22 protein-coding genes are annotated in these 25996 nt (G+C 74.5%); 16 read left to right on the forward strand and 6 right to left on the reverse strand.

Features of this window, described 5'->3' with window-relative positions:
• Window positions 1-122 precede the first annotated feature (122 nt).
• Window positions 123-2678: a discoidin domain-containing protein gene (locus tag ABZ945_RS09105; protein WP_361266206.1), complete on the forward strand. Its 2556-nt coding sequence runs from the start codon at window positions 123-125 to the stop codon at window positions 2676-2678.
• 64 nt (window positions 2679-2742) lie between these two features.
• On the opposite strand, the gene ABZ945_RS09110 is transcribed toward ABZ945_RS09105, so the two are convergent.
• Complete coding sequence (locus ABZ945_RS09110; protein WP_361266208.1) at window positions 2743-3528, reverse strand: VOC family protein; 786 nt, start codon at window positions 3526-3528, stop codon at window positions 2743-2745.
• A 414-nt stretch (window positions 3529-3942) separates the two neighbouring features.
• Between ABZ945_RS09110 and ABZ945_RS09115 the strand changes: the two genes are divergently transcribed.
• Entirely contained in the window at window positions 3943-4809 is an 867-nt protein-coding gene (locus ABZ945_RS09115) for a sulfurtransferase (RefSeq protein ID WP_361266210.1), read from the forward strand.
• A gap of 582 nt (window positions 4810-5391) precedes the next feature.
• Here the strand turns inward: ABZ945_RS09115 and sepH are convergent.
• Window positions 5392-6486 (reverse strand): septation protein SepH, encoded by a 1095-nt coding sequence (gene sepH, locus ABZ945_RS09120; RefSeq protein ID WP_361266212.1) that lies wholly within the window; start codon window positions 6484-6486, stop codon window positions 5392-5394.
• Between the two features lie 440 nt (window positions 6487-6926).
• Between sepH and ABZ945_RS09125 the strand changes: the two genes are divergently transcribed.
• Window positions 6927-8045, forward strand: coding sequence for a hypothetical protein (locus tag ABZ945_RS09125; protein WP_361266214.1), 1119 nt, complete (start codon window positions 6927-6929; stop codon window positions 8043-8045).
• A gap of 146 nt (window positions 8046-8191) precedes the next feature.
• Here ABZ945_RS09125 and ABZ945_RS09130 read toward each other — a convergent pair whose 3' ends face one another.
• Entirely contained in the window at window positions 8192-9514 is a 1323-nt protein-coding gene (locus ABZ945_RS09130) for a D-arabinono-1,4-lactone oxidase (protein ID WP_361266216.1), read from the reverse strand.
• On the reverse strand, window positions 9471-10721 hold the full coding sequence (locus ABZ945_RS09135; RefSeq protein WP_361266218.1) for an MFS transporter: 1251 nt from the start codon (window positions 10719-10721) through the stop codon (window positions 9471-9473). Before ABZ945_RS09135 ends, ABZ945_RS09130 begins: the two co-directional genes overlap by 44 nt.
• Window positions 10722-12017: 1296 nt before the next feature.
• On the opposite strand from ABZ945_RS09135, the gene ABZ945_RS09140 reads away from it, so the two are divergent.
• Together ABZ945_RS09140 and ABZ945_RS09145 are read left to right on the forward strand one after the other, a co-directional pair.
• Window positions 12018-13145: a ferrochelatase gene (locus tag ABZ945_RS09140; protein ID WP_361266404.1), complete on the forward strand. Its 1128-nt coding sequence runs from the start codon at window positions 12018-12020 to the stop codon at window positions 13143-13145.
• 51 nt (window positions 13146-13196) lie between these two features.
• Window positions 13197-14006, forward strand: a complete 810-nt coding sequence (locus ABZ945_RS09145; RefSeq protein WP_361266406.1) for an inositol monophosphatase family protein — start codon at window positions 13197-13199, stop codon at window positions 14004-14006.
• A gap of 88 nt (window positions 14007-14094) precedes the next feature.
• On the opposite strand, the gene ABZ945_RS09150 is transcribed toward ABZ945_RS09145, so the two are convergent.
• The gene (locus ABZ945_RS09150; RefSeq protein WP_361266220.1) at window positions 14095-14262 is read right to left on the reverse strand and encodes a hypothetical protein; all 168 of its coding nucleotides are present in this window, start codon (window positions 14260-14262) and stop codon (window positions 14095-14097) included.
• A gap of 467 nt (window positions 14263-14729) precedes the next feature.
• Here ABZ945_RS09150 and ABZ945_RS09155 point away from each other — a divergent pair, with 467 nt between their 5' ends.
• From ABZ945_RS09155 to ABZ945_RS09170, 4 genes are all read left to right on the forward strand, one after another.
• Window positions 14730-15383 carry a response regulator transcription factor gene (locus ABZ945_RS09155; RefSeq protein WP_361266222.1) on the forward strand — a complete coding sequence of 218 codons (654 nt, stop codon included), beginning with the start codon at window positions 14730-14732 and terminating at the stop codon, window positions 15381-15383.
• A 4-nt stretch (window positions 15384-15387) separates the two neighbouring features.
• Window positions 15388-16617, forward strand: coding sequence for an ATP-binding protein (locus tag ABZ945_RS09160; protein WP_361266224.1), 1230 nt, complete (start codon window positions 15388-15390; stop codon window positions 16615-16617).
• A 641-nt stretch (window positions 16618-17258) separates the two neighbouring features.
• On the forward strand, window positions 17259-17555 hold the full coding sequence (locus tag ABZ945_RS09165; RefSeq protein ID WP_003955561.1) for a DUF4193 domain-containing protein: 297 nt from the start codon (window positions 17259-17261) through the stop codon (window positions 17553-17555).
• A gap of 13 nt (window positions 17556-17568) precedes the next feature.
• Entirely contained in the window at window positions 17569-18489 is a 921-nt protein-coding gene (locus ABZ945_RS09170) for a hypothetical protein (protein ID WP_361266226.1), read from the forward strand.
• A gap of 79 nt (window positions 18490-18568) precedes the next feature.
• Here ABZ945_RS09170 and ABZ945_RS09175 read toward each other — a convergent pair whose 3' ends face one another.
• Entirely contained in the window at window positions 18569-19117 is a 549-nt protein-coding gene (locus tag ABZ945_RS09175) for a DUF3093 domain-containing protein (protein WP_361266228.1), read from the reverse strand.
• A gap of 58 nt (window positions 19118-19175) precedes the next feature.
• Here ABZ945_RS09175 and ABZ945_RS09180 point away from each other — a divergent pair, with 58 nt between their 5' ends.
• The 7 genes from ABZ945_RS09180 to ABZ945_RS09210 all read left to right on the forward strand — a co-directional run bounded on the left by ABZ945_RS09180 (window position 19176) and on the right by ABZ945_RS09210 (window position 25900).
• Window positions 19176-19751, forward strand: a complete 576-nt coding sequence (locus ABZ945_RS09180; RefSeq protein ID WP_361266230.1) for a PaaI family thioesterase — start codon at window positions 19176-19178, stop codon at window positions 19749-19751.
• A complete protein-coding gene (gene dut / locus ABZ945_RS09185; protein ID WP_248631135.1) occupies window positions 19751-20326 on the forward strand; it encodes a dUTP diphosphatase in 576 nt (191 codons plus the stop codon). The genes ABZ945_RS09180 and dut overlap by 1 nt, the downstream gene beginning before the upstream one ends.
• Window position 20327: 1 nt before the next feature.
• Window positions 20328-21095, forward strand: a complete 768-nt coding sequence (locus ABZ945_RS09190) for a DUF3710 domain-containing protein (protein WP_361266232.1) — start codon at window positions 20328-20330, stop codon at window positions 21093-21095.
• Window positions 21096-21296: 201 nt separating this feature from the next.
• Window positions 21297-23876, forward strand: a complete 2580-nt coding sequence (locus ABZ945_RS09195; RefSeq protein WP_361266234.1) for an ATP-binding protein — start codon at window positions 21297-21299, stop codon at window positions 23874-23876.
• Window positions 23873-24595, forward strand: a complete 723-nt coding sequence (locus ABZ945_RS09200) for a response regulator (protein WP_361266236.1) — start codon at window positions 23873-23875, stop codon at window positions 24593-24595. The genes ABZ945_RS09195 and ABZ945_RS09200 overlap by 4 nt, the downstream gene beginning before the upstream one ends.
• Window positions 24596-24670: 75 nt before the next feature.
• Window positions 24671-25081: an OB-fold nucleic acid binding domain-containing protein gene (locus ABZ945_RS09205; protein WP_361266238.1), complete on the forward strand. Its 411-nt coding sequence runs from the start codon at window positions 24671-24673 to the stop codon at window positions 25079-25081.
• 3 nt (window positions 25082-25084) lie between these two features.
• Window positions 25085-25900, forward strand: coding sequence for a DUF3159 domain-containing protein (locus ABZ945_RS09210; RefSeq protein WP_361266240.1), 816 nt, complete (start codon window positions 25085-25087; stop codon window positions 25898-25900).
• The last annotated feature ends 96 nt before the right edge of the window (window positions 25901-25996 follow it).

Genomic DNA, 25996 nt, shown 5'->3' on the forward strand with positions numbered 1-25996 from the left:
CCGAAAGGTCCATGACACGGCAACGCCCCGATGGCGCGCCGTTTACAGCGCGTCGCACGCCTGTCACTGTGACGTCCCCCCGTACGCCCGTACGGGGGACACCCCGGCCCATCGGAGGCTCCGTGACGCCCGGAGACAGACGTTTACCCCGTATCCCGACCGGCTCCCCGGCGCTCGCCCGCTGGCTGATCCTGTTCGCCGCCGTCGCGCTGGCCCTGGCGCTGGTGCCGCTGCTCGGCACCCCGAGCGGGGCGGCCGGGGCCGGCGCACCGCCCGTACCCACCCCGTGGGGGAGCGCGCCGCCGTCCGCGCCCCACCACGGGGCCGCACCCGCCGCCGCGATGGAGCCCCTCGCCCCGACCCTGCCGCGCACCGGGTGGACGGTGACCGCGAGCGACGAGGAGACGGCACGCGAGGACGGCCGCGCGGCCAACGTCCTGGACGGCGATCCCGCCACCATCTGGCACAGCAGGTGGTCCGGTGGCACGGCGGCCCCGCTGCCCCACCACCTCACCGTCGACATGGGCAAGGCCGCCGTGGTCTCCGCGGTCGTCTACCGGCCGCGCACCCAGAGCCCCAACGGCCGGATCGGGCAGTACACCATCCGTCTCAGCACCGACGGCACCACCTGGGGCGCCCCCGTGGCCACCGGCACCCTCGCCGACGACGCCACCGTCAAGACGCTCAGCTTCGCCCCCCAGGGCGCCCGTTACCTCCGGCTCACCGCGACCAGCGAGGCCGGCGGACGCGGGCCGTGGTCCTCGGCCGCCGAGCTCGACCTCCTCGGCGACCCGGGCGCCGGCGCCCCCACCGTCGACCTGCCGCGCACCGGCTGGACCGCGAGCGCGAGCGACGAGGAGACGGCCGCGAGCGACAACAAGGCCGCCAACGTCCTCGACGGCCGCAGCACCACCCTCTGGCACAGCCGCTACCGGGCCACCCCCGCGCCGCTGCCGCACCACATCACCCTGGACATGAAGCGCGATCAGACCGTCGCCTCCCTCACCTACGAGCCCCGCCATGACGGCGGAAACGGCCGCATCGGCGCCTACACCGTCACCACCAGCACCGACGGCACGACCTTCGGCGCCCCCGTGGCATCCGGCACCTGGCGGGACGACAGCTCCGTGAAGGGCGCCACCTTCACCCGGCCGGTCACCGCCCGCTACGTCCGGCTGACCGCGACCACCGAGGCCGGCGGCCGGGGACCGTGGAGTTCGGCGGCCGAGATCCGCGTGGGGGCCCCGGCCGATCCGGCCACCGCCGGAGCCTGGGGACGGGTCACCGGGTTCCCCCTGGTGCCGGTGGCCACCGCCGTACTGCCCAACAACAAACTGCTCGCCTGGTCCGCGTACGCCATCGACCGCTTCGGCGGGAGCAACGGCTACACCCAGACCGCCGTCATGGACCTCACCACCGGTCAGGTCAGCCAGCGCCGGACCGACAACACCGGGCACGACATGTTCTGCCCCGGCACCGCCCTCCTCGCCGACGGCCGGGTCCTGGTCACCGGCGGCAGCAACTCCCAGCGCGCCAGCGTCTACGACCCGTACACCGACGCGTGGACCTCGACGGCGGACATGAACATCCCCCGCGGCTACCAGGCGATGACCCTGCTCTCCAGCGGCGAGGCCTTCGTCCTCGGCGGATCATGGAGCGGCGGCGAGGGCGGCAAGCACGCCGAGGTGTGGAACCCGGCCACCGGCCAGTGGCGGAAGCTGCCCGGGGTGCCCGTCACCACCACCATGACCGCCGACCCGCGCGGGGCCTACCGCGCCGACAACCACCAGTGGCTGCACGCCATGCCGAACGGCCGGGTGCTGCACGCCGGTCCGAGCAGGCAGCTCAACTGGATCACCACCACCGGGGACGGCACCATCACCCCGGCCGGCACCCGGGCCGACAGCGCCGACGCGATGAACGGCAACGCCGTCCCTTACGACACCGGCCGGCTGCTCACCCTCGGCGGCGCCACCGCCTATGAGAACGTCGACGCCACCGCGCGGGCCTACACCGTCGACGCCCGGGGCGAGACGCCCGTCTCCGCGCGCACCGGGGACATGCGCCAGCCCCGTGCGTTCGCCAACAGCGTCGTGCTGCCCGACGGCAAGGTCGCCGTCTTCGGCGGCCAGTCCCGGCCGGTGCCGTTCAGCGACGCCGGCTCGGTGATGACACCGGAACTCTGGGACCCGGCCACCGGCACCTTCACCCCCCTCGCCGCCATGGCCGTCCCCCGCAACTACCACAGCGTCGCCAACCTCCTGCCCGACGGGCGGGTCTTCACCGGTGGCGGCGGGCTGTGCGGCGACTGCGCCACCAACCACTCCGACGGCGCGATCTTCACCCCGCCGTACCTCCTCAACCCCGACGGCACGGAGAAGACCCGGCCGGGGATCACCTCCACGGTGCCCGCCACCGCACGCCTCGGCACCACCCTCACCCTGACCACGGACGCCCCCGTGCGGTCCTTCGCCCTGGTCCGCGCGGGCGCGGCCACCCACTCCACCGACAACGACCAGCGCCGCGTCCCGCTCATCTTCCGCCCCACCGGCGGTGCCACCACCTACGAGCTGGACATCCCCGCCGATCCCGGCACCGCCCTGCCGGGCACCTATATGCTCTTCGCCCTCGACGCGGAAGGGGTGCCCAGCAGGGCGAAGATGCTGACCGTCTCCTGATCGCCGGACCCTGGACGCCTCCGCCCCGGCACCGGGGCGGAGGCGTCCGCCGGTCAGCGCCCGGTCAGCGCCCGGCCGAGCGTACGAGGGTGAAGACCGCACCCTCGGGGTCGGCGACGATGGCGGACCGTCCGGCCGGGGTGTCCTCGGGCGGGCGGACCAGCCGGCCGCCCAGTTCGGTCACCCGGTGCGCGGCCGTGTCGGTGTCCTCGACCTCGAACCAGGTCATCCAGTGCGCCCCGCGGTCACGGGGCAGGGCTCTGCCGAGGCCGTGCAGGGAGGCGACCGGGCGGTCCGCCACCCGCAGGGTCACCACGTCCGGGTCCGAGGCCGGGTCCGCGGCGCCGGCCGGCTCCAGCTCATAGCCGAAGACCGACCGGTAGAACTTGCCCACCGACTCGGTCTCCCAGGTCAGCAGCTCGTTCCAGACCGGGGTGCCGGGCTCCCCGGCCACCGCGGCGCCGGTGTGCGCGGCGGCCTGCCACACCCCGAAGACCGCGCCCGCCGGATCGGAGCAGATCGCCATCCGCCCGGCGTCGCCCGCGTTCAGCGGGCCCACGGCCACCGTGCCGCCGCTGTAGCGGACCGAGGAGGTGGTGGCCCCGGCGTCGTCCGAGGCGAGGTACGGCGTCCACGCCGTCGGCAGGTCCCGGTCCGCCGGCAGCCGGCCGATCCCCGCCACCTCCCGGCCGTCGAGCAACCCGCGGGCGTAGGGCCCCAGCTGCTGGGGGCCGGGCTCGAACCGCCAGCCGAACAGCGCCCCGTAGAACTCCTCCGCCGCGTCGAACCGCCGCACCATCAGACTCACCCAGCAGGGTGTACCGGGACTGCGCCGAACCGCCTGGGTCATCGTGACTCTCTCCTCGGACCATCGTGGTGGCCGTGCGGGGACGTGGGGCGCCGCGGCGGCCGCGCCAAGGCCGGCCGGGGGGACACCTGCTCCGTACCCCGTCCGATGCTGGCACCGGCGACCGCGCGGTGCGCCCCGGCCGCGCCGGGGTTTGGCGCGATCCCGCAGGAGGATGCCCGATTTCCCGCAGACCATCCGTCCCACGGCCCGCCACCCCCGGGTGTGTCCGCCGCCGCACGCCCCCCGTACGCGCCCTCCCGCCCCCTGGGCCGACCACGCCCCCTGACGGCCGCCTCACCGGCCGGGGGCGCCCGGATCCGTACCGCACGCCCCCTCAGGCCGCCCCGCCGCGCCCCGGATCCGCGAGGGGGAGGGGGCTCCCGCCGGACCCCTCGGCTGGGCGAGGATGGCGGCATGAACGCGATCACGGGCACGGGCCCGCTCATCTCGGCGCAGGAACTCGGCCGCGCGGTGGCCGGGGCACGGCCGCCGGTCCTGCTGGACGTCCGGTACCGGTTCGGCGGCCCGCCCGGCCGCCCGCTGTACGAGGCGGGCCATCTGCCCGGAGCCGTCTTCGTCGACCTGGACGCCGAACTCGCCGCGCCGCCCGGCGCGGGCGGCCGCCATCCGCTGCCCGAGCCCGGCGCGTTCGGCGCGGCCATGCGGCGCGCCGGGGTCCGCGCGGACCGCCCGGTGGTCGTCTACGACGACGGGCCGGGCTGGGGCGCCGCCCGCGCCTGGTGGCTGCTGCGCTGGGCGGGCCACCCGGACGTCCGGGTGCTGGACGGCGGCCTCCCGGCCTGGGACGGTCCCCTGGAGGAGGGGCAGCCCCTCTCCACGGGGCCGGCGGATCCCGCCGAGGCAGGGGACTTCGTACCGGAGCCGGGTGGCCTGCCCCTGCTGGACGCCGACGCGGCGGCCGCGCTGGCCCGTTCGGGGCTGCTGCTGGACGCCCGGGCGGGGGAGCGCTACCGGGGCGAGACCGAGCCGATCGACCCGGTGGCCGGGCACATCCCGGGCGCGGTCTCCGCGCCGACCACCGAGAACCTCGGCCCGGACGGGCGGTTCCTGCCGGCGGAGGCACTCGCGGACCGCTTCAAGCGGCTGGGCGCGACCGACGCGGCCGAGGTGGGCGTCTACTGCGGCTCGGGGGTCTCGGCCGCCCAGCAGGTACTGGCCCTGGAGGTCGCGGGCATTCCGGCGGCGCTGTACGCGGGGTCGTGGTCGGAGTGGTGCGGCGACCCGGCCCGGCCCGTCGCCACCGGCCCGGACCGCGGCTGATACCTGAGGCGTCGGGTCCGAAGGCGTGACCGCCGATGGCTGGGCCCGGGCCGCGGCTGGCAGCGGCCGGGTGCGGCCCGCACGTGCGGTCGCTGCGGGCCTGTCGGCGGGGCTGTGGCCGGGCGCGGTTCGGGCGGAGACCGCCGGTGGCCGGCGCGGGGCCGCCTCCCCCGGGCTTCGGTCCGGGGGTGCCTCCCAGTCCTCGGCCGGGGGTGCCTCCCAGTCCTCGGTCAGGAGGCGTGACTGCCGCCGTCTCGGTCGGGGGTGGCGGCTGCCGGGTTGGGTCCGGGCGTGCGGTCGCCGGGAGCCCCGGGCCGCGGTCGACGGCGGCCGGGTACGGCTCGGGCGGGCGGTCGCCCGCGGGCCCGTCGGCGCGGCCGCGGCCGGGCACGGTCCGGGCGTGCGACCGCAGTGGTGGCCGACCAGGGGCGGTCTTCCGGGCGTCCGGGGGTGCCTCTCAGGCCTCGGGTCCGGACGTGCGACCGCCGCCGACCCCTCGGTGGGGCGGCGGCGGTCGCAGAGGCAGCAGGAACGGTACGGCGGCAGGAGCCGCAGGAACGGTACGGCGGGCGGTACGGCTGGCTACTCCTGCTTCTTGCGGCGGGTGCCGAAGACGATCTCGTCCCAGCTGGGCACCGCGGCCCGGCGGCCCGGGCGGACGCCGTCGGCCTCGGCCTGCCGGTCGGTGGTGCCGGTCAGCCGGTCGCGGTGACCGCTCACCGCCCGCGGCATCAGCACATCCGCGTACGCCGAACCGGCGCCCGCCGAGGCGGCCGGGGCGGGCGGTTCCTCCGCCTCCTCGGCCTCGTCCGGCTCGGCCACCGAGGTCACGGAGTGGTCCGCGGCCGGTCGTTCGGGCACCACCAGGTCGCCCCGGAAGCTGGGCACCGCCTCCAGCAGGCTGGTCAGCGAGTCCCGCTCCGGCTCCTCGTCCGGCTCGGCCGAGGGCAGCGGCACCGGGGCGGCCGGACGCTCGATCTGGCGGTCCAGGGCGCGGTCCAGCGGCCGGTCGCGGGGGAGTCGGGCGATCCGCGGGACGAACGGGGAGCTGGGCTCCTGCACGGCGACCGCGTCATCGGTCTCGCCGATCAGCATCCGCGCCTCGTCGTCCACCGCCTGCACCAGCCGGCGGGGCGGGTCGTAGGACCAGTTCGCCGAGTGGATCTCCCCGGCCACCCGGTAGACCAGCAGCACCTCCCAGGTGCCGTCGTCCCGGCGCCAGGAGTCCCAGACCACGGTGTCCTTGTCGGCGCCGCGCAGCAGCAGCCGCTCGGCCACCGCCTCGCCCAGCTGGGGACCGGTGTTCTCACCGGGGCGGCGCACCGGGGTCTTGCGGGCCCGCTCGGCCATGAACGCGCGCTCGGCGAGGACCGGGCCCTCGAAGCGGCGCACCCGCTCCACCGGGATGCCGGCCAGCTGGGCGACCTCCTCGGCGGAGGCACCGGCTCGTATCCGGGCCTGGATGTCCCGGGGGCGGAGGTGGCTCTCCACCTCGATCTCGATCTGACCGAGCCGGGCCCGGTCATTGCGGACGGCCGCACGCAGGCGCTCGTCGATCGGAAGCGTGAACTCCGTGTTGTCCGCAGCCTTGAGCACCAGTCGTGTGCCGTCGTTGGAGACGGCCACGACACGCAGTTCGGGCATGGGGACCTCCCGGGTGGTGCCTGCCGACGTCACCTGCGTCGCTGCTTCCGCTAGTCGAGTCGAGTGTGGCCTGCCCGGGTGCAGCCTGCCACAACCTTGCCGTGTTCCCCGGCGTGTCGGACGGATGCCCCGGAACGCCGTTGTGACACGGTGAGCAGTTCGGCAACTCAGGGTGACCATTGGTCACTCTGTGCAGCGAACGGCTGTGTGCTGCCGACGACGCCGCCGGATCGAGCGCCGCTCCCGGCCCCCTCCCGTTGGTTCCGGCCACCGAGAAGGCTCGTGGGCCGGGGCTCGCCACAGTACTCCATTCGGGCCATCCGGGTGGACCGGCGCGCCGCCGAAGTTCTCACCGGGTACGGCAGTTGGCGCCCGTGGGCGCGATCGGCCGTACGTGGCGTCGTTCACAGAACCGCTGATAACGGAACTATTCGCTTCGCCCGAAGGTCCCTTCTCCCTGCATGCTGGTACAGATGGGTGAACCGAGGCCGGAAGTGAACAAGCAGGTGCAGAAGCCGAATCAGCGGACGGAAGCGGCACAGCCGGAGGAGGGCAAGCCGGAGGAGGGGAAGAAGCGGATCGACCTCAGTACCCCGCAGGTGGCGGGCAGCGCCGTCGCCGCCGTGGTGGCCGCCAAGCTCGCCTCGAACCTCGGGGTCTACGGCACGGTGCTCGGAGCCGGTGTGATCAGCGTCATCGCCACCTGTGGCGGCACGCTCTTCCAGCACCTGTTCAGCAGTACCGGCGACCGGGTACGCGACGCCAAGGACCAGGTCACCGGCCGGTCGCGGCGCCGGTTCGGTGGGCGGCGGACCGGCGCGGGAGCGGCCGGCGGGGCCGGTGCGACAGCTGTGACGGGTGGTGGTGCGGTCGCCACCGGGTCGCCAGGTGCCGCGCCACCGAAGGGGGCTGACGAGCGGTTCGGCGCGGCCACCACCTATGGCACCCGGGTGCGTGGCTGGAAACGATCGGCCGTCGCCGCCGCGCTGGTCTTCCTGGTCGCCATGGCGGGCATCACCGCCTATGAGCTGGCGACCGGTCAGGACTTCAGCGGCGGCAAGGGCACCACCGTCGGCTCGGTGGTCCGCGGCGGCGGTGGCTCCGCGGCCGACGACGGCCCCTCCTCCCCGGGTGGCGGTACCGATCAGGGCCCGGACGGAGACCGGAGCGGCGACCAGGACCGGGACGGCAAGCAGGGCGGGGACCAGAGCCCGGATCCCAGCCGCTCCCCGAGCGACTCCGGAACGGACGGTTCCGGAGCGGGCGAGTCCGGGACGGACGGCTCCGGTAAGGACGGCTCCGGCAAGGACGGCTCTGGTGGGGACGGGACCTCGCCGAGCCCGGGCGCGGGGACCGGTCCCGGCACCGGTGGCGACCGCGAGTCCGGCGGCGCCGGGAACGGTGACGGTGGCGGCGCCAGCCGTGAGCCCGGCGCTTCCCCCTCGCCGCCGTCCGGGAGTACCGGCCCCTCGGCCCCCGGCGGCCAGGGCTCCGGCAGCCGGGGACCCGGCGCCGCGCAGGACGGCGGCGCGGGTGGTGCCACCCCGCCGGCCGCCCCGCCCGCGAACGGCGGCGCCCCGCCCGCCGAGTGAAACTCCCGGTGTACGCCGACGGGGCCGCGCTTCCCACGAGAAGCACGGCCCCGTCCCCGTACCGCCGAGCAGGCACGGCCCCGTTCCCGTACCGACGAGAAGCGCGGCCCCGTTCCCGTACCGCCCCTGTCGCCCCTACCGCCCGCTCAGTCGCCGAGCACCCGCCGCAGATAGTCGTTGCCGAAGAGCCGGTCCGGGTCCAGCCGGTCCCGCAGGGCGGTGAACTCGGCGAACCGCGGATAGACCGCCGCCAGATAGGCCGCGTCCCGGGTGTGCAGCTTGCCCCAGTGCGGCCGGCCCTCGTGGGCCGTCATGATCCGCTCGACCTCGGTGAAGTACCCCCGGTAGGGCGTCCCCTTGTACATGTGCACCGCGATATAGGCGGTGTCCCGGCCCGAGGCCGTCGAGAGCGGGATGTCGTCCGCCGGGGCGGTCCGCACCTCCACCGGGAAGGACACCCGCAGCGGCGAGCGCTCCAGCATCGCCCTCAGCTCCCGCAGCGCCGCCATCGCCGCGCGGCGCGGCAGCGCGTACTCCATCTCCACGAACCGCACCCGGCGCGGGCTGGTGAACACCTTGTACGGGATGTCGGTGTACGTCCGGGCCGACAGCGCCCGGCTGGAGAGCTTGGCGATCGCCGGGACGGCGGCCGGCACCGCCTTGCCGAGGGTGCTCACCACCTGGAACAGCCCGTTGGAGAGCAGCTCCTCCTCGATCCAGCCGCTGATCCTGCCGGGCGGGTCGATCGGGCCCTGGCTGCGGTTGTTCCGCTTGGTGACGCAGCCGTCGGTGTGCGGGAACCAGTAGAACTCGAAGTGCTCGTTCTCCGTGTGCAGCGCGTCGAACTCCGCCACCACCCGGTCGAAGGGCATCGGTTCCTCCTGCGCGCGCAGCAGGAACAGCGGCTCCACCGCGAAGGTGATCGCCGACACCACCCCCAGCGCGCCCAGCCCGATCCGGGCGGCCGCGAAGACCTCCGGGTTCTCCTCCGCCGAGCAGCTGAGCACCTCGCCGGCCGCCGTCACCAGCTCAAGGCCGGTGATCTGGGCGGCGATCGAGGCCGACTCCCGGCCGGTGCCGTGCGTTCCGGTGCTGGTGGCGCCCGCGACCGTCTGCTCCATGATGTCGCCCATGTTGGTGAGCGAGAGCCCCTCGCGCGCCAGCGCCGTGTTCAGCCGCTTCAGCGGGGTGCCGGACTCCACGGTCACCGTCATCGCCCGGCGGTCGATCCGCCGGATCCCGGTCAGCAGGTCCGGGCGTATCAGCACCCCGTCGGTGGCCGCGATCGCGGTGAACGAGTGCCCGGTCCCGACCGTCTTGACCCGCAGGCCCTCCGCGGCCGCCGTCCGCACCGTGTCGGCCAGCTCGTCCACCGAGGCCGGCCGCGCCTCCCGGGTAGGCCGCGCGGACACGGTGCCGGCCCAGTTAACCCACGTGCTGCTGCTCCGGGTCCTGTTCACGATCGTCACGCTTCCCCTGCCCCTCACGCGTCGGTGCCGGCGTGCGCAGCCGGCGGTACCCCGAGAGACCCACCACGGCCGCGAGCACTCCCGAGACTCCGGGCACCGTGTACCCCGCGGCCGCGCCGTAGGCGTCGACCACCCAGCCACCGGTCGAGGCGCCCAGGGCGATGCCCACCGCGAGCCCGGTGCTCGTCCAGGACATGCCCTCGGTCAGCTTGCTGCGCGGTACATGCGTCTCGACGAGGGCCATCGTCGTCACCATGGTCGGTGCGATGGCCAGGCCCGCGACGAACAGCGCCACGGCCAGGACAGGCAGGTTCCCGGCCAGTTGGAGGGGGATCATACTCACGGCCATCGCGCACACACCCACCAGCCAGCGGCGCGGGGCCTCGCCCTTCAGGTGCAGCAGCCCGAAGACCGCGCCCGCCAGGCAGGAGCCGAGCGCGTACACCGCCAGCACCAGGCTGGAGGCCGCCTTGTGGCCCTCGGCCTCCGCGAACGCCACCGTCACCACGTCCACCGAGCCGAAGATGGCGCCGGTCGCGACGAACGCCGCCACCAGCACCTGGAGTCCGCGCGAACGCAGCGCCGAGCCGCCGGAGTGCTGCTCCACCGGGTGCGGCTCGGGCTCGGTGGCCCGCTGGGCGGTCAGCCACCACACCCCGACGGCGAGGAACGCCCCGGCGAGCACCGGCCCGGCCGCCGGGAACCAGGTGGTGGACAGCCCGACGGCGATGATCGGGCCGAAGATGAAGCAGATCTCGTCCACCACCGACTCGAAGGAGTACGCGGTGTGGAGCTCGCGCGGCGCGTGGCGGTAGAGCACCGCCCACCGCGCCCGGGTCATCGCGCCGACCGAGGGCACGCACCCCACGGCCGCCGCGAACACGAACAGCGTCCAGTCCGGCAGCCGCAGTTGCGCACAGGTCACCAGGCCGGCGGCCGCCACCAGCGAGACCAGCACCGTGGGGCGCAGCACCCGGCGCTGCCCGTGCCGGTCCACCAGTCGGGACACCTGGGGGCCCAGCACCGCGGCGGAGACGGCCATGGTCGCCGAGAGCGAGCCCGCCAGCCCGTACCGGCCGGTGATCTCCGAGATCATGGTCATCACGCCGAGGCCCATCATGGCCAGCGGCATCCGGCCGAGGAGCCCGGCGGCGGAGAAGGACACCGTGCCGGGGGCGGCGAATATCGCACGGTAGGAACTGGGCAAGGGGCACTCCGGCCGGTCGGACGGGGAAGCGGCGGCGCGGATCGGCGGAGAGCCCGTCGGCACCGCCGCCCGTAAGGCGTATGGGCAGCCTTCACAGCTTACGACCGGAGGCCGCCCGTCCGCACCGGATTTACGCCCGGGATTCCACGGTACGTGTCAGGGCTTCCGGATTACGGAAGTGGCGGGGTGGTGGTCGGGGGCACGTGGCCTGTCCCCGCCGACGCCCGGGCCCGCCTCCCGCCGCCCCGGGCGCCGGAACCATACGAAGGCGCCGGGACCGCCCGGACCGCCCGTACCGAGGCCGGGCGCCGGGACCGCCCGTACCGAGGCCGGGCGCCGGGACTGCCCGCGCCGAGGCCGGGCGCCGGGACCGTCCGTACCGAGGCCGGGCGCCGGGAACCGTCCGTACCGAGGCAGGGCGCCGGGACCGCCAGGATCGCAGGCGATTGCCGGGACCGCCCGGGCCGTGCCGGACCGGTGCGCTCGGCACCGCCCGGCCCGCCCGGGCCGTGCCGGACAGGTGCGCCCGGGACCGCGCGGGGGTGCCCGGCCCGCCCGGAGGCGCCCGAACCGCCTGGAGGCGGCCCGGACCGCGCGCAGGCCGGAGCCTCCGTTCGGTGCGGATCCGGCGCTCGCTTCTGGACGAGCCCGGTGCGCCCGGCCCCGTGCGGGCCCGATGCGCCTGGCCTCCTGCGGGCCGGGCCGGGTCTGCCCGCCCCATGCAGGGCTCCCGTACGGGCCCTGGGGTGCCCGGCCCCGTGCGGGCCTGGTGTGCCCGGCCCGCGCGGCGGCCCCGTACGGGCCCCTAGGGTGCCCGGCCCCCCTGTGCGGGCGGCCTGGTGTGCCCGGTCCGTGCGGCGGCCCCCGTACGGCCCCCGGGGGTGCCCGCCCGGTATGTGCCGGTGCGCTCGCTGCGTACGAGACCGGTTCGCTCACTGCGTACGCGCCCGCCGCGAAGGCGCGGCCCGCCGCCGGCGGCTCCGGCGCCCGGCACCTTGCGCCGCGCGCCCCACCAGCGGTGGCTCCCGCGCCCGGTGCCTCGGGCATGCGACCCGGCGGCTTCCGCGCCCGGCGCCTCGGGCCGTCCGGTGGCCCCCGCGCCCGGCGGCCCGGCGGGGCCCGCGCCCGGCGCCTCGGGCTGTACGGCTTGATGGCTCGCCGGACGCCTCGGGCCGTACGGCGCTGGCCCCCCCGGCTGACGGAGCGCGGAACTCCCCGCGCCCCACCCGCCCGTACCGCACGGCGGTTTCCCGGGTGTCGGACCCGGGTGGCAGGATCAAGAGCATGTCCGACGCCATGTCCGCACAGCGCGACCCCGCCCCGTACGACGCCCTGCTGCTGCTCTCCTTCGGCGGGCCGGAGGGCCCCGACGACGTGGTCCCCTTCCTGGAGAACGTCACCCGCGGGCGCGGCATCCCCACCGAGCGGCTGAGGGAGGTCGGGCAGCACTACTTCCTCTTCGGCGGCGTCAGCCCGATCAACGACCAGAACCGCGCCCTGCTCGCCGCGCTGCGCAAGGACTTCGCCGACGCCGGACTCGACCTGCCCGTCTACTGGGGCAACCGGAACTGGGCCCCCTACCTCACCGACGCCCTGCGCGAGATGGTCCGCGACGGGCGCCGCCATATCGCGGTGCTCGCCACCAGCGCGTACGCCTCCTACTCCGGCTGCCGCCAGTACCGCGAGAACCTCGCCGACGCCCTCGCCACCCTCGAAGCGGAAGGGCTGCCGCTGCCCCGGGTGGACAAGCTGCGGCACTACTTCAACCACCCGGGCTTCGTCCGCCCGATGATCGACGGGGTGCTGCGCTCGCTCGCCGAGCTGGACGAGGAGGTCCGCGCCGGCGCCCACCTCGCCTTCACCACCCACTCCATCCCCACCGCCTCCGCCGACACCTCGGGCCCGGTCGGCGAGCACGGCGAGGGCGGGGCCTATGTGGCCGAGCACCTGGACACCGCCCGCTTGATCGCCGACGCGGTACGCCAGGAGACCGGCGTCGAGCACCCCTGGCAGCTCGTCTACCAGTCCCGCAGCGGCGCCCCGCACATCCCCTGGCTGGAGCCGGACATCTGCGACCACCTGGAGGAGCTGCACGGCGTCGGCGCCCCGGCCGTGGTGATGGTGCCCATCGGCTTCGTCTCCGACCACATGGAAGTGCTGTACGACCTGGACACCGAGGCCACCGCCAAGGCCGCCGAGCTGGGGCTGCCGGTGCGCCGTTCGGCCACCGTGGGGGACGACCCCCGATTCGCCGCCGCGGTGCGCGACCTGCTGCTGGAGCGGGCCGCCGCCGAGCGGGGGAGCGCGCCCGAGCGGTGCGCCCTGGGCTCGCTCGGCCCCTCGCACGACCTCTGCCCGGTCGGCTGCTGCCCGGCCCGCTCCGAGCGCCCGGCCGCGGCCGGTGCGGACAGCCCCTACGCCTGACTGTGCCCGATGACCTCTGAGGAGTCCCGTCCCGTGTCCGACCAGCCCCCGATCGAGGCCACCGAGGACCCGCTGACCGCCGAACTGCTGGCGGTCGCCCTGGCGGCGGCCCACCGGGCCGGTGCCCTGCTGCGTGACGGCCGCCCGGCCGACCTGGGCGTGGCCGCCACCAAGTCCAGCCCCATCGACGTGGTCACCGAGATGGACCTGGCCGCCGAGAAGCTGATCACCGGTTACCTCGCCGAGCACCGCCCCGACGACGGGCTGCTCGGCGAGGAGGGCGCCGCCACCGAGGGCACCAGCGGGGTGCGCTGGGTGATCGACCCGCTGGACGGCACGGTCAACTACCTCTACGGGCTGCCCACCTGGGCGGTCTCCATCGCCGCCGAACGGGACGGCGAGACCCTGGTCGGCGTGGTGGAGGCCCCGATGCGCGGCGAGACCTACCACGCGGTGCGCGGCGGCGGCGCCTACGCGGGCGAGCGCCGGCTGGCCTGCCGCCCGTCCCCGCCGCTGGACCAGGCGCTGGTCTCCACCGGCTTCAACTACGTGGCCGAGGTCCGCGCCCACCAGGCCGAGGTGGCCGGCCGGCTGATCCCGCTGCTGCGGGACATCCGCCGCTCCGGCTCCGCCGCGATCGACCTGGCCGATGTGGCCGCGGGCCGGCTGGACGGCTACTACGAGCGCGGGCTGCACCCCTGGGACCTGGCGGCCGGCGACCTGATCGCCCGCGAGGCCGGCGCCCTCACCGGCGGCCGCCCCGGCGAGCCGCCCTCCGGCGCCCTCACGGTCGCCGCCTCCCCGGGCGTCTTCACCCCGCTGCAACGGCTGCTGGACAAGTACGGCGCCTGGCACGACTGATCAGTCTCCGAGCCGAGCCGCCCCCGGACACACCCCGGCCCCGCACCGTCGTCCTGGTGCGGGGCCGGGGTCGTCGGGCGGTGGGAGATCAGGCGACGGTGACTTCGACGCCGTGCTCGGCCGCGAGCCGGTGGAGGTCGTCCAGCTCCTCCTGCTCCACATCGGCCAGGAAGTCGTCACCGGTCTCCCTGGCCCGCGAGAGGTCGGTCTCCGCGGTCCTTATGCGCTGCAGCAGTCCAGCGGTGAAAGCGTCCATCGTGCGCCCCCTCGTCATGGGTAGGTGGCACGGGGTGTGCCGGGGGTGGGAACGGGGATCACGCGCACGGCGCCTGCGGGGGCAGAGCGTTCGGTGGCGTGCCACACACGCGGCGTGATCTCGGGTGTGCAAGTCGTCCTCCCCCGAGGCTCCCGCACGGAAACCTCAACCGCCCGCCCAATCCGGTGATTCCCGTAACGCCGGCGAAACGCGCGGCCGGTTCCGGACCGCGCTCCGGGGCGGCCGCCGGGGACCCCGCAGGCCGCCTTACAGCCGGTTTACGCGCGTACGGGGCAGGATGGGGCGCACGGTCCGGTGCCGGGAGTCTGCCCGGAACGGGTCGCGGATCCGTCAGCGGCCGGGGCCATGGACGTCCGCCCGGCGCCCAAAGGGCCAGAGGCCGTACCGGAACGACAAGCACAGGGGATGCCCGCCCGACAGCGGGCGCTGAGGAAAGGAACAGCGCCGTGCGCGTACTCGTCGTCGAGGACGAGCAGCTGCTCGCCGATGCGGTGGCCACCGGACTGCGCCGGGAGGCCATGGCCGTCGACGTCGTGTACGACGGGGCGGCCGCCCTGGAGCGCATCGAGGTCAACGACTACGACGTGGTCGTCCTCGACCGCGACCTCCCGCTGGTCCACGGCGACGACGTCTGCCGCCGGCTGGTCGAGCTCCAGGTGCCCACCCGGGTGCTGATGCTCACCGCGTCCGGTGACGTCAGCGACCGGGTCGAGGGGCTGGAGATCGGCGCCGACGACTACCTGCCCAAGCCCTTCGCGTTCAGCGAGCTGATCGCCCGGGTCCGGGCGCTGGGCCGGCGGACCTCCGTACCGCTGCCGCCGGTGCTGGAGCGGGCCGGCATCCGGCTGGACCCCAACCGCCGGGAGGTCGCCCGGGACGATCGGGAGATCCAGCTCGCCCCCAAGGAGTTCGCGGTGCTGGAGGTGCTGATGCGCAGCGAGGGGGCCGTGGTCTCGGCCGAGCAGCTGCTGGAGAAGGCCTGGGACGAGAACACCGACCCGTTCACCAACGTGGTCCGGGTCACTGTGATGACCCTGCGCCGCAAACTGGGCGAGCCGCCCGTGATCGTCACCGTGCCCGGCTCCGGCTACCGGATCTGAGCCGATGCCCACCTTGCACGCCCCCCCGCACACGCCCCCCAAGCCCACCTGGGACCCCCGCGACCCGGTCCGCCCCTGGCTGCGGCCCACCATCCGGATACGGCTCACCCTGCTGTACGGCGGGATGTTCCTGATCGCCGGCGTCCTGCTGCTGTCGATCATCTACCTGCTGGCCGCGCAGGCCCTGCACATCGGCAGCGAGCTGCCGTTCAAGATCGTCGAAGGCAAGATCACCAGCAGCGTCTGCTCGTTCCCCGCGCAGGCCGGGGTGAACGTCGACGTCGCCAACCAGGCCATGAACGCCTGCGTCAACCAGCAGCGCCAGCACGCCCTGGACGACCTGCTGCGCCGCTCGCTGTTCGCCCTGCTCGGGCTGAGCCTGATCGCCTTCGCCTTCGGCTACGCGATGGCCGGCCGGGTGCTCTCGCCGCTGGGCCGGATCACCCGCACCGCCCGCAACGTGGCCGGCGCCGACCTCTCCCGCCGGATCGAGCTGGACGGGCCGGACGACGAGCTGAAGGAGCTGGCCGACACCTTCGACGACATGCTGGACCGGTTGGAACGCGCCTTCACCGCCCAGCAGCGCTTCGTCGGCAATGCCTCGCACGAGCTGCGCACCCCGCTGGCGATCAACCGGACGCTGCTGGAGGTCCATCTCTCCGACCCGGGGGCGCCGGTGGAGCTCCAGCAGCTCGGCAAGACCCTGCTGGCCACCAACGAGCGCAGCGAGCAGCTGGTGGAGGGCCTGCTGCTGCTGGCCCGCAGCGACAACGAGATCATCGAGCGCAAGCCGGTGGACCTCGCCGAGGTGGCGAGCCGGGCCATCGAGCAGGCCCGCGGGGAGGCGGAGGACAAGGGCGTGGAGATCCGCGGCGAACGCGCCCCGGCCGTGGTCCAGGGCAACGGGGTGCTGCTGGAGCGGATCGCGCTCAACCTGGTGCAGAACGGCGTCCGCTACAACAGCGCGGGCGGCTGGATGGAGGTGCGCACCGAGACCGGCCCCCAGGGGGCGGTGCTGGTGGTCACCAACACCGGCCCGGTGGTCCCGGCCTACGAGGTGGACAACCTCTTCGAGCCGTTCCGCCGGCTGCGCCAGGAGCGCACCGGCAGCGACAAGGGCGTGGGGCTCGGTCTGTCCATCGCCCGCTCGGTGGCCCGGGCGCACGGCGGCCGCATCACCGCGGAGCCCCGGGAGGGCGGCGGACTCGTCATGCGGGTCGTGCTGCCCACCTGAGCCTGCTCCTCGTGGCTCCTGGTCGGGGTCGGGGTCGGGGTCGGGTCGGGGTCGGGTCGGGGTCGGTCCGGAGCTGTGCCCTGGCGGGAGGGCCGGGCACCCGGCCGGGGGCCGGTCCACTCCGCCGGGGGCCGGTTCCCGGGCCGCGCACCGCTTCCGGGCCGCCCTGGGGCCCGGCGACGGCTCCGGTGGTCGGGTGCGGAGGGTGACTGTCGACCACCTCTCTGTGAGACAACGGTCGGCGACACGCCGGTCCCGGCAGCGGACTTGTTCGCTTTACGCGCAATTTCCAAGGTCGGCCGAGAACCGGTCGCTGTGTGATCGATCACACGCGATGCCTTTCGGTCATCCACGCTGTGTGATCGGAAAAGGCCCCGGAAAGCCGGGAAAAATCCGGGTTTCCCGGGCCCGAGATCACGGGAAGTACACGGGGTGGCGCCTGTTCTGGGCATCCCCGCGACCGTGTACGGTCCCGTTCGCCACCCAAACCCGATCACCCCCGCGGGGTCCGGTTGGGTGTCGATTGAGTAACAGACCTTGATGTGAGGCAAAATCTCCGCCTCAGGTCGGGCACAAGACCGGCCTCTCACGCGTTACGTGCGCTGGAGACACCGCAAACACCCAGAGGGGGAGAGCGCGACATGGCAACCGACTACGACACCCCACGCAAGACCGACGACGACGTCGACTCGGACAGCCTGGAAGAGCTGAAGGCCAGGCGGAACGACAAGTCGACCTCGACCGTCGACGTCGACGAGTTCGAGGCCGCCGAGGGCCTGGAGCTGCCCGGAGCCGACCTCTCCAATGAGGAGCTGGCCGTCCGGGTGCTGCCCAAGCAGGCGGACGAGTTCACCTGCATGAGCTGCTTCCTGGTCCACCACCGCAGTCAGCTGGCCCGCGAGAAGAACGGCCAGCCGATCTGCCGCGACTGCGACTGAGGACCGGTCGGCCGTGGCAGCAGGCGACAACCCGTCTCGGAAACGACGCTTCCGGCTCACTCGCAAGCCGGAGGCGTACCAGGGCGGCACCGACCCGGCACCCGGGGCGCATGACGCACCCGCCGGGCACGGGGCCCCTCTGCCCTCCGCCGGCCCGCAGGACGACGACGAGCGGGGCCCCGGGGCCTCGCTCGAAGCGGCCACGGCGGCCGACCGGTCCGGACCGACCACCCGGACAGGACGTGCCGCCGCCGTACGCGACGGCGTGCGCCGTGGGCGCGAGGGCGCCCGGGCGGGCCTGAACCACCTCGCCGACCGGCTCATCGAGCTCGCGCCCCGGATCCCGGTCCGCGACCTCGACACCCTGCGCCGGCACTTCCCCGGCCTCGGCCCGGAGGAGATCGCCGACAAGCTGGTCGCCGGCGCGGCCAACGCGGCGTCCACCGTCGGCGCCGGAGTCGGCGCGGCGGCGATGCTGCCCGTACCCCCGGCGATGCCCGCCGAGCTGGCCGCCGAGATCACCGGCGTCGCCGCCATCGAGCTGAAGCTCATCGCCGAGCTGCACGAGGTCTACGGCCAGCGGCCGCCCGGGACCTTCAGCCAGCGGGCCGCCGCCTATCTGACCTCCTGGACGGAGGAGCGCGGCATCGATGTCACCAAGCCCGCCTCCGTCAACGCCGCACTGGGCGGCCGGATGCGGCGCGAGCTGCGCCGGGCGATCACCAAGCGGATGGTCCGCAACCTGCCCAACCTGGTGCCGTTCATGGTCGGCGCCGTGGTCGGGGCCGCGATGAACCGCCGCGACACCAAGAACCTCGCCGCACGGATCCGTGAGGACCTGCGCCGCCGCCAGGTGCCCTGGGACGCCCTGCCGCAGCTGCCGCCGCTGGACCGGCCGGAGAACGCCAAGAGCCCCAAGGAGCTCGGCTACTAGCGCGGGCGGCCTCCTGCCCGGGCCCCGGCCTCGGGCGGGCGCGATCCCGTACGGGCCGCGACCCCTGGCGGGCCGCGCCTCAGGCCGTACGGGCCTCCGCCGCCGGGCCCTCGGGCCCCTCGGCCCGTACCGCCGTCTGCTCGCTCACCGGCCCCGTACCGCTGGCGCCTGCCGCCGTCAGCGCGGCCGCCAGGGCCCGCGGGTCGCGGGTGGACAGGTAGACGTACGGCGTGGGGTCCGACGGGTCGGTCACCGGCACCCGTACCGCCGTCGGGACATAGCTCCGCAGCAGCAGGAAGGCGCGGGTGTCGGCCTTGTAGGTGCGCCAGGCGCGGGCCTCCTCGCCCTCCAGCGCCTCCGGCTCGCCCAGCGCGGCCACCGGCAGCCGGGCATCCCCCGCGACCAGCGAGCCGGCCACCACGCGGATCCGGGCCGAGCCGTAGGCGCTCACCGTCATCGCCGCCAGCGCACCCGCCACGATCAGCCCGCCCAGCATCGGCAGTGTCCCCAGCGGCAGCATGATCAACGCGCCCGAGAGCCCGATCAGGACGGCGATCAGCCACCAGGAGCGCGGGGCGGTCAGGCGTTCGTCGTACTGCGGCTGCGCGGCCGCGGCGGAGGGCTGCATACACCCAAGCTTGGCACGGCGCGACCGGGGGTCCGCCGCGCGGGTAAGGTTCCCCGCTGTGACGACAGCACTGACGCCTCCGGCCGGCGCCCGGCCGCCGGTACGCCACCCCGACGCACCCGCCCCGGGGGAGCCGCTCGGCTCCCACTACGAGCACTGCTTCGGCTGCGGCGGCGGGCAGCCGCACGGACTCCACCTGGACGCGCGCGCCGAGGAGGGCGTCGCGGTCACCGCCGAGTTCACCGTCACCACCGACCACCAGGGCGCCCCCGGGCTCGCGCACGGCGGGGTGCTGGCCACCGCGCTGGACGAGACCCTCGGCTCGCTGGGCTGGCTGCTGCGGGTCATCGCCGTCACCGGGCGGCTGGAGACCGACTTCGTCCGCCCGGTGCCGGTGGGCACCGCCCTGCACCTGGCCGCGCAGGTCACCGCCGTGCACGGCCGCAAGATCTACGCCACCGCCACCGGCCGGATCGGCGGCCCCGAGGGGCCCGTCGCGGTGCGCGCCGACGCCCTCTTCATCGAGGTCAAGGTCGACCACTTCATCGACAACGGCCGCCCCGAGGAGATCCAGGCCGCGATGGCCGACCCCGACACACAGCGGCGCGCCCGCGCCTTCGAGGTGAACCCCTGATGCGCAACCCCGTCGACATCCTCATCCGCCGCGTCGACCCCGAGGTCCCCCTCCCGTCGTACGGGCATCCGGGCGACGCCGGGGCCGATCTGGTCACCACCGAGGCCGCCGAACTCGCCCCCGGGGAGCGGGCGCTCCTGCCCACCGGGGTGTCCATCGCCCTGCCCGACGGGTACGCGGCCTTCGTGCACCCCCGCTCCGGGCTGGCCGCCCGCTGCGGAGTGGCCCTCGTGAATGCCCCGGGGACCATCGATGCCGGGTACCGTGGGGAGATCAAGGTGATCGTGGTGAACCTGGACCCGCGCGAGAGCGTGCGGTTCGAGCGGTTCGACCGGATCGCCCAACTGGTCGTCCAGCAGGTCGAGAAGGTCCGCTTCCACGAGGTGGCGGAGCTCCCCGGCTCCGCGCGGGCCGCGGGGGGCTTCGGGTCCACCGGCGGCCATGCCGCCGTGGGGGACCGGACGGGCGTTCCGGCCGGCGGTCCGGCGGGCGGTCCTCTGGAAGGTCCGGCGGACGGCGGTTCAACGGGTGGGAATCCCTACGCATCGGTCGTATCCGACCGGGAAGGACAGTGACGTGTTCGGACGTCGCAAGAAGAGCGAAGCCGCTGCCGACGCGGCCGGCGAGGCCGAGCAGGTCGTCGACGAGACCGCCGAGGACGAGGCGGCCGAGAACGGCGAGCAGCGCCGGGTGAACCTTCCGCCGGCGCCCCGGCCCGACGGCCCCTGGGACGTCTCCGAGGTCTCCCGCCCCGACGAGGGCCGGGTCGACCTCGGCGGAGTGTTCGTGCCCGGGGTCGAGGGCATGGAGCTGCGCGTGGAGGTCGCCGGTGACGCGATCGTCGCCGCCACGGTGGTGCTGCGGGACAGCGCCATCCAGCTCCAGGCGTTCGCCGCCCCCAAGCGCGAGGGCATCTGGGGCGAGGTCCGCGAGGAGATCGCCTCCGGCATCACCAAGCAGGGCGGCATCATCGACGAGGTCGAGGGGCCGCTCGGCTGGGAGCTGCGGGCCCAGGTGCCGGTGCAGCTGCCGGACGGCACCGGCGGGGTGCAGCTGGTGCGCTTCGTCGGCGTGGACGGCCCGCGCTGGTTCCTGCGCGGGGTGATCTCCGGGCAGGGCGCGGTACAGCCGGAGGCGGCCGGCCTGCTGGAGCAGATCTTCCGGGACACGGTGGTGGTACGCGGTGAGGGCCCGATGGCCCCGCGCGACCCGATCGTGCTCAAGCTCCCCAACGACGCCCAGATGGTGCCCGAGGGCGTGCAGCAGGAGGACCAGGAGACCTCCCGCTTCTCCGGCGGCATGGGCCAGCTCCAGCGCGGCCCGGAGATCACCGAGGTCCGCTGACCGGCACACGGTTATGGCGGTGCCCCCGTCCTCGCGGTCGCGCGGTGGACGGGGGCACCGCCGTCTGCGTCCGCTGCCCCGCGCTCCATCAGGATCGGGTCAAAAGGTCCCGGTCAGGGGCCTTGACCGTAGGTCCGCCCCGCCGCTCGGCCGTATGGTCATCGAACGATCAGAGCGGACGTACATACGACAATGGGACCCATGGGACGCGGCAGGCTACGGATCTATCTCGGCGCGGCGCCGGGCGTCGGCAAGACCTACGCCATGCTGGCCGAGGCGCACCGGCGGGTGGGGCGCGGCACCGACTGCGTGGTCGCCTGTGTCAGCCACCATGACCGCCCCCGTACCCTCGCCGTCCTGGAGGGCCTGGAGCGGGTCCCCGTCTGCGAAGGCGCCTCCGGCGCCTCCGGCGCCGAGATGGACGTGGACGCGGTGCTGGCCCGCCGCCCCGCCGTGGCCCTGGTGGACGACCTCGCCCACACCAACGCCCCCGGCTCGCGCAATGCCAAGCGCTGGCGGGACGTGGAGGAGCTGCTCGCCGCCGGGATCGAGGTCGTCTCCACCGTCAACATCCAGCATCTGGAGTCCCTGGGCGATGTGGTGGAGTCCATCACCGGGGTCCGCGAGCCGGACACCGTGCCCGACGAGGTGGTGCGCCGGGCCGACCAGATCGAGCTGGTCGACATGGACCCGCAGGCGCTGCGCCGGCGCCTCGCCCACGGCAACGTCTACCGCCCCGACGAGGTGGACGCGGCCCTGTCCAACTACTTCCGCCCCGGCAACCTCACCGCCCTGCGCGAGCTGGCGCTGCTGTGGACGGCCGACCGGGTCGACGAGTACCTCCAGCAGTACCGCGGCGAGCACGGCATCCGCACCACCTGGCAGGCCCGGGAGCGGATCGTCGTCGGGTTGACCGGCGGCCCCGAGGGGCGCACCCTGATCCGCCGGGCGGCCAGGATCGCCGCCCGGGGCTCCGGCAGCGAGATCCTCGCCGTCTATGTCGCCCGCAGCGACGGACTCACCTCCGCCTCGCCCAACGAGCTGGCCCTCCAGCGCACCCTGGTGGAGGACCTCGGCGGCTCCTTCCACCATGTGATCGGCGACGAGGTGCCGCAGGCGCTGCTGGAGTTCGCCCGCGGGGTCAACGCCACCCAGGTGGTGCTGGGCTCCAGCCGCCGCAAGGCCTGGCAGTACGTGCTGGGGCCCGGCGTCGGCGCCACCGTGGCCCGCGACTCCGGGCCCGACCTCGATGTGCACATCGTGACCCACGAGGAGGTCGCCCGCGGCCGGGGGCTGCCGGTGGCGCGCGGCCGCCGACTGGGGCGCTCCCGGGTGCTGTGGGGCTGGCTCACCGGGGTGGCCGGGCCCGCGCTGCTCACCCTGCTGCTGACGCACACCGACGCCGACCTCGGCCTCGCCAACGACATGCTGCTCTTCCTGTCGCTGACCGTGGCCTCCGCGCTGCTCGGCGGCCTCGCCCCGTCCCTCGCCTCGGCCGCCTTCGGCTCGCTGCTGCTCAACTGGTTCTTCGCCCCGCCGCTGTACCGCTTCACCGTCGCCGACCCCAAGAACGTGGTCGCCCTCGCGGTCTTCTTCGGGGTGGCGGTCGCGGTGGCCTCCGTGGTGGACCTCGCCGCCCGCCGCACCCACCAGGCGGCTCGGCTGCGGGCCGAGTCCGAGGTGCTGTCCTTCCTGGCCGGCAGTGTGCTGCGGGTGGGCGTCTCCCCACCGGGACCGGGCGCCGAGACCGCGCTCGACGCGCTGCTGGAGCGGGTCCGCGAGACCTTCTCGATGGAGTCCGTCGCCCTGCTGGAGCGGGCCGGCGACACCGAGCCATGGACCAGCGCCGGGCGGATCGGCCCCTGCCCGGTCGGCCGGCCCGAGGACGCCGATGTGGACGTGCCGGTCGGCGACCACCTCGCGCTCGCCCTGTCCGGCCGGGTGCTGCCCGCGGAGGACCGCCGGGTGCTCGGCGCCTTCGCCGCCCAGGCCGCCGTCGTGCTGGACCGGCAGCGGCTGGTCGACCAGGCCGACCAGGCCCGTAAGCTCGCCGAGGGCAACAAGATCCGCACCGCCCTGCTGGCCGCCGTCAGCCACGATCTGCGCACCCCCCTGGCCGGGATCAAGGCCGCCGTCTCCTCGCTGCGCTCCGACGATGTGGAGTGGTCCGAGGAGGACCAGGCCGAGCTGCTGGCCGGTATCGAGGCCGGCGCGGACCGGCTGGACCACCTGGTCGGCAACCTGCTCGACATGTCCCGGCTCCAGACCGGCACCGTCACCCCGCTGCTGCGCCCCACCGACCTGGACGAGGTGGTGCCGATGGCGCTCGGCGGGGTGCCCGACGGCAGCGCCGAGCTGGATGTGCCGGAGACCCTGCCGATGGTGGAGGTCGACCGGGGGCTGCTGGAGCGGGCGGTGGCCAATGTGGTGGAGAACGCCGTCAAGTACAGCCCCGGCGCCGCCCCGGTCCTGGTCTCCGCCAGCGCGCTGGCCGAACGGGTCGAGGTGCGGGTGGTCGACCGCGGCCCCGGCGTCCCCGACGAGGCCAAGGAGCGGATCTTCGAACCCTTCCAGCGCTTCGGGGACGCCCCGCGCGGCGCCGGGGTGGGCCTCGGGCTCGCCGTCGCCCGCGGCTTCGCCGAGGCCATGGGCGGCACCCTGACCGCCGAGGACACCCCGGGCGGCGGTCTGACCATGGTGCTCACCCTGCGCGCCGTACCCGCCCGGTCCGCGTCCGGACCCCCGGCACCCCCCTCCCTGGAGAAAGCAGGCCCCCGGTGAAGGACAGCAGGCCCCCGGCCGGAGACAGCGGGTCCCCCAAGACCCGGGTGCTGGTCGTGGACGACGAGCCGGGGATCGTGCGCGCCCTGGTGCTCAACCTCAAGGCGCGCTCCTACGAGGTCGACGCCGCCCCCGACGGGGCGAGCGCGCTGGAGCTGGCCGCGAGCCGCCACCCCGACGTCGTCGTCCTCGACCTGGGCCTGCCCGACATGGACGGCGTGGACGTCATCACCGCGCTGCGCAGCTGGACCCGGGTACCGATCCTGGTGCTGTCCGCCCGGCACACCTCCGACGAGAAGGTCCAGGCCCTGGACGCGGGCGCGGACGACTACGTCACCAAGCCCTTCGGCATGGACGAGCTGCTGGCCCGGCTGCGCGCCGCGGTCCGCCGGGCCGAGCCGGCCGGCGGCGACGGCCCCGAGATGGTGGTGGTCCCCGGCTTCACCGTGGACCTGGCCGCGCGGAAGGTGCAGCGCGACGGCCGGGACGTCCGCCTGACGCCCACCGAGTGGCACCTGCTGGAGGTGCTGGTACGCAACGGGGGCCGGCTGGTCGGCCAGAAGCAGCTCCTCCAGGAGGTGTGGGGGCCCTCGTACGGGACGGAGACCAACTACCTGCGGGTCTACATGGCGCAGCTGCGGCGCAAGCTGGAGGCCGATCCGTCCCATCCGCGGCACTTCATCACCGAGCCGGGGATGGGCTACCGCTTCGAACGCTGAACCGGTCACCCGGCCCCGGCCCACCGGCTCTCCGGCCCGGATCCGGTGTCCGAGCGGGCCGGTACCCTTTGCTGTATGAGTGCGAGTCCGCATCCCGATCGGCATGCAGAGAAGCCGGCCGGTCGTTTCCGCCGGATGCTCGACCGGCTGTCCAGTTCCCAGGGGGACCTGGAATCCCGGGAGCTCCAGGAGGACGCCCAGGCCTCCGGATGCCTGCGGATCTCCGAGTGCGACGATCGGCAGATCGTGAAGGTGACTGGTACCTTGCGCACGGTCACCCTGCGTCCCCGGGCCGGCGTGCCCGCCCTGGAGGCGGAGCTCTTCGACGGGACGGCACCGCTGGACGTGGTGTGGCTGGGCCGGCGCTCCATCACGGGCATAGAGCCGGGCCGCAAGCTGATCGCCTCCGGCCGGATCTCGCTGAGCCACGGCCGCCGGGTGCTCTTCAACCCCAAATACGAGCTCCGACCGCTCGGACAGGAGTAGCCGGTGACGTCCTTCGACAAGCCGACCCCCACCGACCAGGACGCCCAGCGCGCACCCGACCCCCGCGACCCCGAGGCGGCGACGTCGAAGGCGGTCACCGAGGCCGCCCTGTTCGAGGCCTTCGGCGGGCTGCGCGGACTGGTGGAGACGGTCCTGCCGGGCCTGCTGTTCGTCACCATCTACACCATCAACCAGGACCTGCACCTCTCCGCGCTCGCGGCGCTCGGTGTCTCCCTGGTGCTGCTGGTCCTCCGGCTGGTCCGCCGGGACACCATGAAGCACGCCTTCAGCGGCGTCTTCGGGATCGTCTTCGGCGTGGTCTTCGCGATGATGACCGGCAACGCCAAGGACTTCTACCTGCCGGGCATGCTCTACACGCTCGGCCTGGCCCTCGCCTACTGCGTCACCGCCCTGGCGGGCGTCCCGCTGATCGGCCTGATCCTCGGCCCGGTCTTCAAGGAGAACCTCTCCTGGCGGACCCGCAACCCCGGCCGCAAGAAGGCGTACACCAAGGCCAGCTGGGCCTGGGGGCTCATCCTGCTCGCCAAGTGCGCCATCCTCTTCCCGATGTACTTCTGGGCCGACACCACCAAGTTCGGCTGGGTGCTGATCGCCCTGAAGATCCCGCCCTTCCTGCTGGCGGTCTATCTGACCTGGGTGTTCCTCGCCAAGGCGCCGCCGCCGATCGACGTCTTCGCCGAGATGGAGGCCGCCGAGAAGGCGGAGAAGGCCGATAGGACCGAGAAGGCCCGGCTGGAGCGGGACGGCGTCGGTGGTGCCCCCGCCCCCGTCCGACCGCAGCCTGACACCGAGGTCTGAACCGGGGTCTGAACGTGCGGGTCCCACCGGCCCGCACCACCGCCTACGCCAAGGGGCCCGGGTGAGACGGTCACATCGACCGTGCCACCCGGGCCC

The organism is Streptomyces sp. NPDC046887 (assembly GCF_040644755.1).
In the GTDB taxonomy this organism is placed as follows: domain Bacteria; phylum Actinomycetota; class Actinomycetes; order Streptomycetales; family Streptomycetaceae; genus Streptomyces; species Streptomyces lichenis.